We start from the raw sequence: 7295 nt of genomic DNA on the forward strand, positions 1-7295 counted from the left end.
TCTGAATATACTAAATTTAGTTAACAGTGTTAACTAAATTTAGTATATTCATATTGGAGCTTGATGCAAGACATTTGGTGGGTGTTAATTTTAATTTTTCTAAAATTAACATAATACACCTTATACGAAATGTGTTATAATTAACCTTGAAATTCAAATACTTATTTCAAAGTTTATAGCCCGAACATCACTGTTCGGGCTTTTTTTATGATTTATCACGTTCCACGCCTATTATTTAAGCAATGTTTCACGATTTTGATTAGCTCAATTGAATAATCAGGATGCCTGGTCTTTTTCTTTTTGGCGTTTATCCAGCTCTTTTTTCAGCTCCTTTTTATCCTGGTACGATGCGATCAGCATGATCGGGATCAACAGCGGGGCCACAATAATGCCTAGGGCAATGTCTTTCAGTTTCGGCATGATCTTTCTCCCTTAGTCATTATCAAAAACAGCATTCAGTACACGGCCAAATAAGCCACGTTTTTTCTTTATCTCATAGTGTGTCTTTGATACGTGTTTTGGTGTTTCATTGGGGCGTGTCACTGGTGTTTCATGAGATGTAATAATTTCACCATATTTATTATTATCAATAGTTTCACGTGTTTCACTACTGTTGTCGCATGGTACATCATTAGGATGTGTCACTGGTGCATCATGAGACATTTTTTCTTCAGACTCTTTATGCCCTAATAGTAGTTGAAAGCGGTCTATTTGATCTAAATAGCGTTTTTCCCGATCTTTGTATGACTCAATTTCCTTTTTCATGAAATCAACAAGCTGACGTAAATCCGCATCATCCTTAGACTGATTCACTTCTTGTTTTTGTTCATGCTTTTTGATCGGCTCCCCAAAGCATCGGATGACTTCTGCAATATCAAAAAGTCCATCAGAGCTTCGAGATATACGTCCTTCTTTTATGGCCCTATATAACGTAGAGCGACTGACGTTAAAGCGATTAGATACTTCACTTAGTGATAACTTAGCCATTTGCTACATCCTTTTTACTTGATGGCATATATCCCACTTTTTTTAGGTACGGGTATAGTTCTTTTATTCGGTCAGGATTTTTCAGCATCTCAGCAATACGAATAGCAAATTGCTGATAGCTTTCAGTTCCTTGGGAATACCGCCCCATTTCTGGTAGCTCTGAAAGCTTATTTGCAAACATGTGACGTTGTGCATCAGTCATTTGGGTAAAGAGATCTACCGTATTTGGATCTCTTTCTGAAGGTATAGAATCAATTTTTTTATGCTTAAAAGCGAATGATAAGCCTGAGATAGATCTTCCTGTTTTGTACTGTTCGTATTTTACATGTATATCAGTTAGCTCATTGATTTGCTTTATTGCTGGTTCTAAAACACGACTTTTAAAATTAACCATTTTTTGATATTCATTAATATCAAGTCCTAATTTTTCTCTGAACTCAGATAAAGAAATAACAGGTGTTTTTCCTACGTCTCTCCAAGCAATTAGAAACTCATATAGACGAATAGCATATTTGCTAGTGAGTTGAGCAACCTGTTTAAGTTGATAGCTTGTAAAGTGCTTTTCCAATCTTGTAATAAGAGGAACAACATCTGGTGCAAAGGTAACTTCTAATGTAGCAAGGTCATCAACATATGCAATTCGGCTAACCCAGCGGGATTTGACTACAATTTCTTTGTTTGTATCTTTATGAATTTCCTTAAAAGAGAACTTTCTTTCAAAAAGATTATTAACTGCATTCTTTAGAGCGTTATATGCAGCTTCTTTGGTGACATCAAAGCGAGAAGCATAATCAGAAGCATGAATTTCTAATTTACTGTCGGATGAGATCCCTTGGCCTGTTTCTCTTGCTCTTATTATTGATAAAAGGATAAGCCGTTGCTCGGTTACTTCAAGATTATAACTGGCATTAATTAAGGCATTATCTTTTACTACTAAGTCATTTTTCATAAGACTGCATAGGTTATAAGTGTTATTAAGACTACACTAACACCTGGTGTAATCAAATGCAAAGAAATTGTAGTCTTATGACAAAGAAATTGTAGTCTTATGACAAAGAAATTGTAGTCTTATGACAAAGAAATTGTAGTCTTATTAGTCTTGAAAACCTTGTAAATAAAGGCTTTCAGCATATCTAAAAGCATTTAAAAACTTTAAAATAATTAAAAGCCCAGGCAAGGAAAAATTGCCCTTGGTTTTCGCTACGCTCAAACTCTATTGAATCTCGCTTTCGCTCGATTCGTTGGGGCAATTTTTTGGCTCATTGGGTTGTGAATTTAAGAAAAAGCAAAAGCAGCTCGGAATTCGCTTCGCTCATGAGCTTTTTACTCGCTTCGCTCGATCTAGGCTCAATTTTCTGCATGTGATTTACGCTTATTTAGGCTTCACAGCCTAAAAAGCAGTTTTTCAGAGAGTCTAAGCGCGAATTTCAGCGATTTCACTCGTAGACACTCGTTCTGTACCTTTCTTTATTAATCGAGCTGTAATCGCAATTAAAGCACCTTTAAAGGCATATTATTTTTTAAATAAGATCCTTTCCTATTGTATGTGGATCATAAGAAAAAGAGGTTTGTTGATTTCTTTCAGCTTTGATTTCACTTTGGGAAACTTTGATGTTTTGTGTTTTTCCCTGGTGCGGTATTTTTTCGCTGATGCCCATTTTCTGCAAATTTCTTAATAGCGCACTGTAAGAAATATTGCTGGCGAGATCTGGTAAATCTGCATGTATTTCTTTGATGGTATAGCCTGCTTTTAACCGTTTTTCTATTTCAGACAAAGCCGCAGTGATGAATCTTTTTGCTCCATGTCGAGTAACCATTTAGATCTCCTCATTTCTATTTTTATGCGATTAAGTGCAATTATATGCGACTAAGAGCTTTTATATGCAACTATATGCTTTTAAGTGCGATTATAAAATTTTATAAGCTTTTCATCTCTTTTATGTGCGATTATATGCGATTAAGTGCGAAACCTAATTAGGGTGAAACAGGCAAGATGTGTAATGTTGACCAACATGCAAGCATGATCGGCCCACCATTACTCCCCTTATTCGCTTTTCAAGCTCAACGTGGAATCTTGTCCTACGGAGTTTCTGGCATAGCCAAAATTGATACGCCAAAAGATCATCAAAAAAGGTGTAATTTAAAAAAAAGGTGTATAGGTTTGAGCCTTATATAGTGGCGTTAGCCAGCCATCCCCCCTGGTCTGTTCAATGACAGCTTATGTGTCGCAATCTCTTTCCTGGGCCATAGAATAACTTCAGATCCTCAGCAGCAGCGGTTTCTAAAAAAAGTGTATGGTCTGATGCCTTGTATAGTGGCGTTAGCCAGCCGCACTTCGTATAAGAGATTTTATGTTAATCAGATGATTAAAAGGCCCGTAAATAGGGCCTTTCGTATAACGTGTATTATGTTAATTTTAGAAAACATTGATAATTGTCTTTAAGTTTAGGAAGCATAAAATTGTCTATTCCACTGAGTGAAATTCAAAAACTGACTAATAACCCTGAATGGCAAAAAAACATTCAAATAATTAATCAAACTCTAATAAATGCTCAAACAGGACTTATTGCTTTTTTTAAAAAGCCTGAAGTACAACAAACATTAATAGGTATCCAAAATGCCTCTATAGCACTTAACAAATACTTAAATGATCCAGTAGTTCAAAAAAATCTACAAAATTTCCAAAAGTTAGTAGTAGAGATTGTAAACAGTCAAAATTTTCAAAAAAACTACATTAACAACCAGAAAATTGCTAACACAGAGAATTTTACTTTTTTTGAAGAAAGTATTCGTGATGAAATTAATGTTTCGGAGCAACTTCAATCTTTTGAAAACGAAGAAGAGAAAAGTAAGTTTTTAAAATTCTTTCTACAATTTATATTTATTATTTTTACGTTTCATATAAATAACTTAGAAACAACTTCCGACTTTAAAGAAGCTTATGTTTACTATGTGAATAATATTGAATCAAAAGGTATAACTATTTCACGCATTCATTTAAGAGAAGCTCCAAGTTTTCAAAGTGAATCCATTATTGTTATTCCTAGAAATACACCTTTGAAAGTATATAAAGAAGTTACGAATAGATGGGTTAAAGTTTCTGTGAATATAAATAATATAGACCTTGAGGGGTATGTATCTGAAGTTTATATAAAAAGAGTTAAAAATAAATATGATTTTAACTCTTCTTTAGCTGTCGATGACAAATAGACTAATGCTCTGCGATAAGCATGAAATTTATTTTTAGATTTTTAGATTTTTTTCTAAACTTAAAAATAAGTCGTTACTAATCATGTTGATATCATTGTAAAGTTGATTGTCAGCTCCTATCTTTTGCCTAGATAAGGTTCCAAAATTACCACCAGAAATTATCTTTCTAAATTCAATAAAATTAATTTCTAAATCTAGTTTTTGACCATCATCTTTTAGTTGGTCACTAACCAAAGAGATATAAACACCAAGTTTCTGTAAACTTGTTGTAAGAATAGGTTCTAACTTTTTAGCTTCTTCATCGCTACCTGAGTAAGAATAATAAGTCTTTGCTGATGCTGCTATCTCATCAATAGTTTTCTGTGCTGCCTCAATTCTTTTATTGTGAATGGTATTAGCTTTAGATGTGTTATCTCTTTTATAAACTATATACCATCCTAATATGGTTAATAAGGATGGTAATAATGGCAGAAAATATGTTTTAAAAATATGAGCTATCACTTAGCAAAAGCTCTATCAGCATCTTGAACATAACTATTAATTTCAGGTAACAGGTAGGGATCTCTACTGAGAATTTTTACTTTAGCTTTAAACTCATCAACACTCATACCTGTTAAACGAATTAATCCACCAAAAGCTTCTTCTAAGAAAGAAGATCCATATCCTCTAACTCCATCAAAATCAATTTCAACCTCATCATGGGTAGTGATAGCAGGAATTAACAGATTTTTTAAAAAAACCTCTCCTGAATTTTTACCATCAGAAACATAGCGCCCCGCAGGGTTTTTTGAGAATTGTCTTGCTACATTGATTTTCATAACACTTTTACTCATGAGATGCTCCTGAAGCGTCGTCGGAGATCTGCTTATCAATAGGGATTTCCCATAGGATTACGGTTCCATCTATTGATTGTTTATATGGTAACGAGAACCCATCTACTATACCTGTTAAAGGCCGATCTTCAATCATACCTCTATTAATAATATAAGATCCTTTATTGCTTAGAATAGCAATAGATGCTTTGTGATCACAAAGTGTACTTATTTGATTAATAATTTGATTTAAGCCTTTGCCTCTATTAACAAGATTTGTTCTTGTATTGCCAATTTCAATAGCCGCTTTAATCGATGCACTATCTCTATCATATTTTTCTTTATGCGATTTCAAGAAATTTTTAAGACTTGAAAACCAATCTTCAGCAACATTCTCTGAGTTTCTCAGTAGAGATTTAGGAATGCCTATACCTAAATCACACACACAAATAGACAGCTTGTTGTCTTTCTCTTGGGAGAATATCCACCATTTCTTTGCTTTCATAGGATCATTGATGAATCTCTTTTCCAAATATGCATGGTGATGACAATTAGTTACGGCTTCAGTAATACTGTTAAATATACTAGTACTACTACTTTCAGATAGAAGATCATCAAAATCATCTAACATATCTTCAGCAGAATCCATCTCAACCTTATGTCCAGACGAGTATTTCCAATACTTGACTGTTTCATCAAATTCCATGTCTTCAAAATTAAGAGATACTCCTAGTAGTTCTAATATTCCTGTTTGTTTAAGAACCTGATTAACAATAACTTCTTTTGATGGAATTAGGCTAAATTGAATATCAGGATTTGTAATTTTCAAAGTTTCTAATTCTGCTAATAAATATAGAGTTCCTTCCGTAAACATTTTTTTTGTTTTAGAAAAGTCTAATTTCATACATATATTTTTTCTAAAATAATAATCTCTTAATTTATTTGTTAATTTCAATAACTTAGTTCTATTTTTGTTCAAAAATATTGTGATAAATGGAGGCATTGGTAAAGTAATTATTGTTCTAAGTTGCTCCTCACCAGTTCTACAATTTTTTTTATTTTTTTTATTTTTTTTGATTCGTTGAATCATACGTATTTCCTGTATACGCATATTTCTAACTTTCTGTTTTAAGCTCAGTCGTTTCATAAAAAATTATAAATAACAAAAAATTAAGTATATGTTTATTTTAATGAAAATAGTATCTCTGGCTCGACCTAACCCAAATGCTTCAAGAGCTATTTAACATAAAATCTCTTATGCAAAGTCTCTTTGACACTTGTCAAAGATCAATGATTTTTAGATATTTTTTTCACTTTAAGGTAAGCACAGATACAAATTAAAATTCCTGAGAGTACCCAAACATAAGCACCGAATAGAACTGGTTGGCTGTTCTTGCCATCTATAACCAAAATAGTGACAAGACCATAGCACATCATTGCTAAAGTTATACAGCTCCAACGAAATGCCTTGGGATCATTTTCATCTAATAAAAAATATGTAAAAACGAGTGATAAATTTGCCCAAATTGGAAAAACTAAAATAATGGGAAATATTAAAAATTGTAAGAAAAATGAATATACCAAAAGTTCGTATCCTTTCATGCCATCGAATACAGGAAGTAACCAAGAGACAATCAGAATTAAAACAGCCATTAATGAAAAAAAATCGAGGACCTTTTCTTTTGATAAAAATTTCATTCTGAATAATTTATATGTAATTCATCGTAGTTTACTTTAAACCTATCACTGAACATAGAATGTAAAAAAGCCCGACATCCTGTCGGGCTTTTTCGTATTGGTTCGCTTGGCATGACTCCTGTCGTACCGCCGATCCTTGTGCGATTATTTATTTTTATTCTGCGGAACGTCCTGTTCTCTTATGACTTCATGATATTGAATACAAGGGATTGTGAATATCCGCAAAACCCCTAAATTCATGTGCGCTCAGGCGTACAAAATTGGTGAATTTTTATCCCAAGAGTTGTCCGCAGAAATTGGGGATAATTTAAGCCAGCGCTGTGTTGATAACGCAGAGAAAAATGACAAATTGATTAAATATTGATCAATTTTATTGGCAAGAAGTATCAAAATTGCTTAAAAAGAAACCGACTTGTTTCCAAGTCGGTTTTTTGTGGTTTTTCAGGGGGATGAAAAAATTTTTAACTATATGAAAAACAAGGATATTTTAAAAAGCATTTCGTATAAGCTCTATTATGTTAAATAGAATCAAAAAACCACCAATAAAATCGTTATAGTATTATTATTTATTGAGTAGATAAGAGAATT

Annotated in this window: 9 protein-coding genes; 1 reads left to right on the forward strand and 8 read right to left on the reverse strand. The window is 32.9% G+C overall.

From position 1 onward, the window contains the following. Positions 1-276: 276 nt before the first annotated feature. From FTT99_RS16125 to FTT99_RS16140, 4 genes are all read right to left on the reverse strand, one after another. On the reverse strand, positions 277-420 hold the full coding sequence (locus FTT99_RS16125; protein ID WP_167514224.1) for a hypothetical protein: 144 nt from the start codon (positions 418-420) through the stop codon (positions 277-279). 12 nt (positions 421-432) lie between these two features. Further along, the gene (locus tag FTT99_RS16130) at positions 433-987 is read right to left on the reverse strand and encodes a plasmid replication DNA-binding protein (protein ID WP_180095408.1); all 555 of its coding nucleotides are present in this window, start codon (positions 985-987) and stop codon (positions 433-435) included. After that, a complete protein-coding gene (gene repM, locus FTT99_RS16135; RefSeq protein WP_180161670.1) occupies positions 980-1936 on the reverse strand; it encodes a replication initiation protein RepM in 957 nt (318 codons plus the stop codon). Before repM ends, FTT99_RS16130 begins: the two co-directional genes overlap by 8 nt. 571 nt (positions 1937-2507) lie before the next feature. Next, a complete protein-coding gene (locus tag FTT99_RS16140; RefSeq protein ID WP_180161673.1) occupies positions 2508-2804 on the reverse strand; it encodes a hypothetical protein in 297 nt (98 codons plus the stop codon). Positions 2805-3447: 643 nt separating this feature from the next. Here FTT99_RS16140 and FTT99_RS16145 point away from each other — a divergent pair. Next, the gene (locus FTT99_RS16145; RefSeq protein WP_180161675.1) at positions 3448-4197 is read left to right on the forward strand and encodes an SH3 domain-containing protein; all 750 of its coding nucleotides are present in this window, start codon (positions 3448-3450) and stop codon (positions 4195-4197) included. A gap of 33 nt (positions 4198-4230) precedes the next feature. On the opposite strand, the gene FTT99_RS16150 is transcribed toward FTT99_RS16145, so the two are convergent. The 4 genes from FTT99_RS16150 to FTT99_RS16165 all read right to left on the reverse strand — a co-directional run bounded on the left by FTT99_RS16150 (position 4231) and on the right by FTT99_RS16165 (position 6707). After that, a complete protein-coding gene (locus FTT99_RS16150) occupies positions 4231-4698 on the reverse strand; it encodes a hypothetical protein (RefSeq protein WP_111886121.1) in 468 nt (155 codons plus the stop codon). Continuing rightward, complete coding sequence (locus FTT99_RS16155; RefSeq protein WP_180161677.1) at positions 4695-5030, reverse strand: STAS-like domain-containing protein; 336 nt, start codon at positions 5028-5030, stop codon at positions 4695-4697. Before FTT99_RS16155 ends, FTT99_RS16150 begins: the two co-directional genes overlap by 4 nt. Further along, entirely contained in the window at positions 5023-6099 is a 1077-nt protein-coding gene (locus FTT99_RS16160) for a hypothetical protein (protein WP_180161679.1), read from the reverse strand. Before FTT99_RS16160 ends, FTT99_RS16155 begins: the two co-directional genes overlap by 8 nt. 197 nt (positions 6100-6296) lie before the next feature. After that, a complete protein-coding gene (locus tag FTT99_RS16165; RefSeq protein WP_180161681.1) occupies positions 6297-6707 on the reverse strand; it encodes a hypothetical protein in 411 nt (136 codons plus the stop codon). Between the last annotated feature and the right edge of the window lie 588 nt (positions 6708-7295).

This window comes from Acinetobacter sp. YH12040 (genome assembly GCF_013420005.1).
GTDB classification, from domain to species: domain Bacteria; phylum Pseudomonadota; class Gammaproteobacteria; order Pseudomonadales; family Moraxellaceae; genus Acinetobacter; species Acinetobacter amyesii.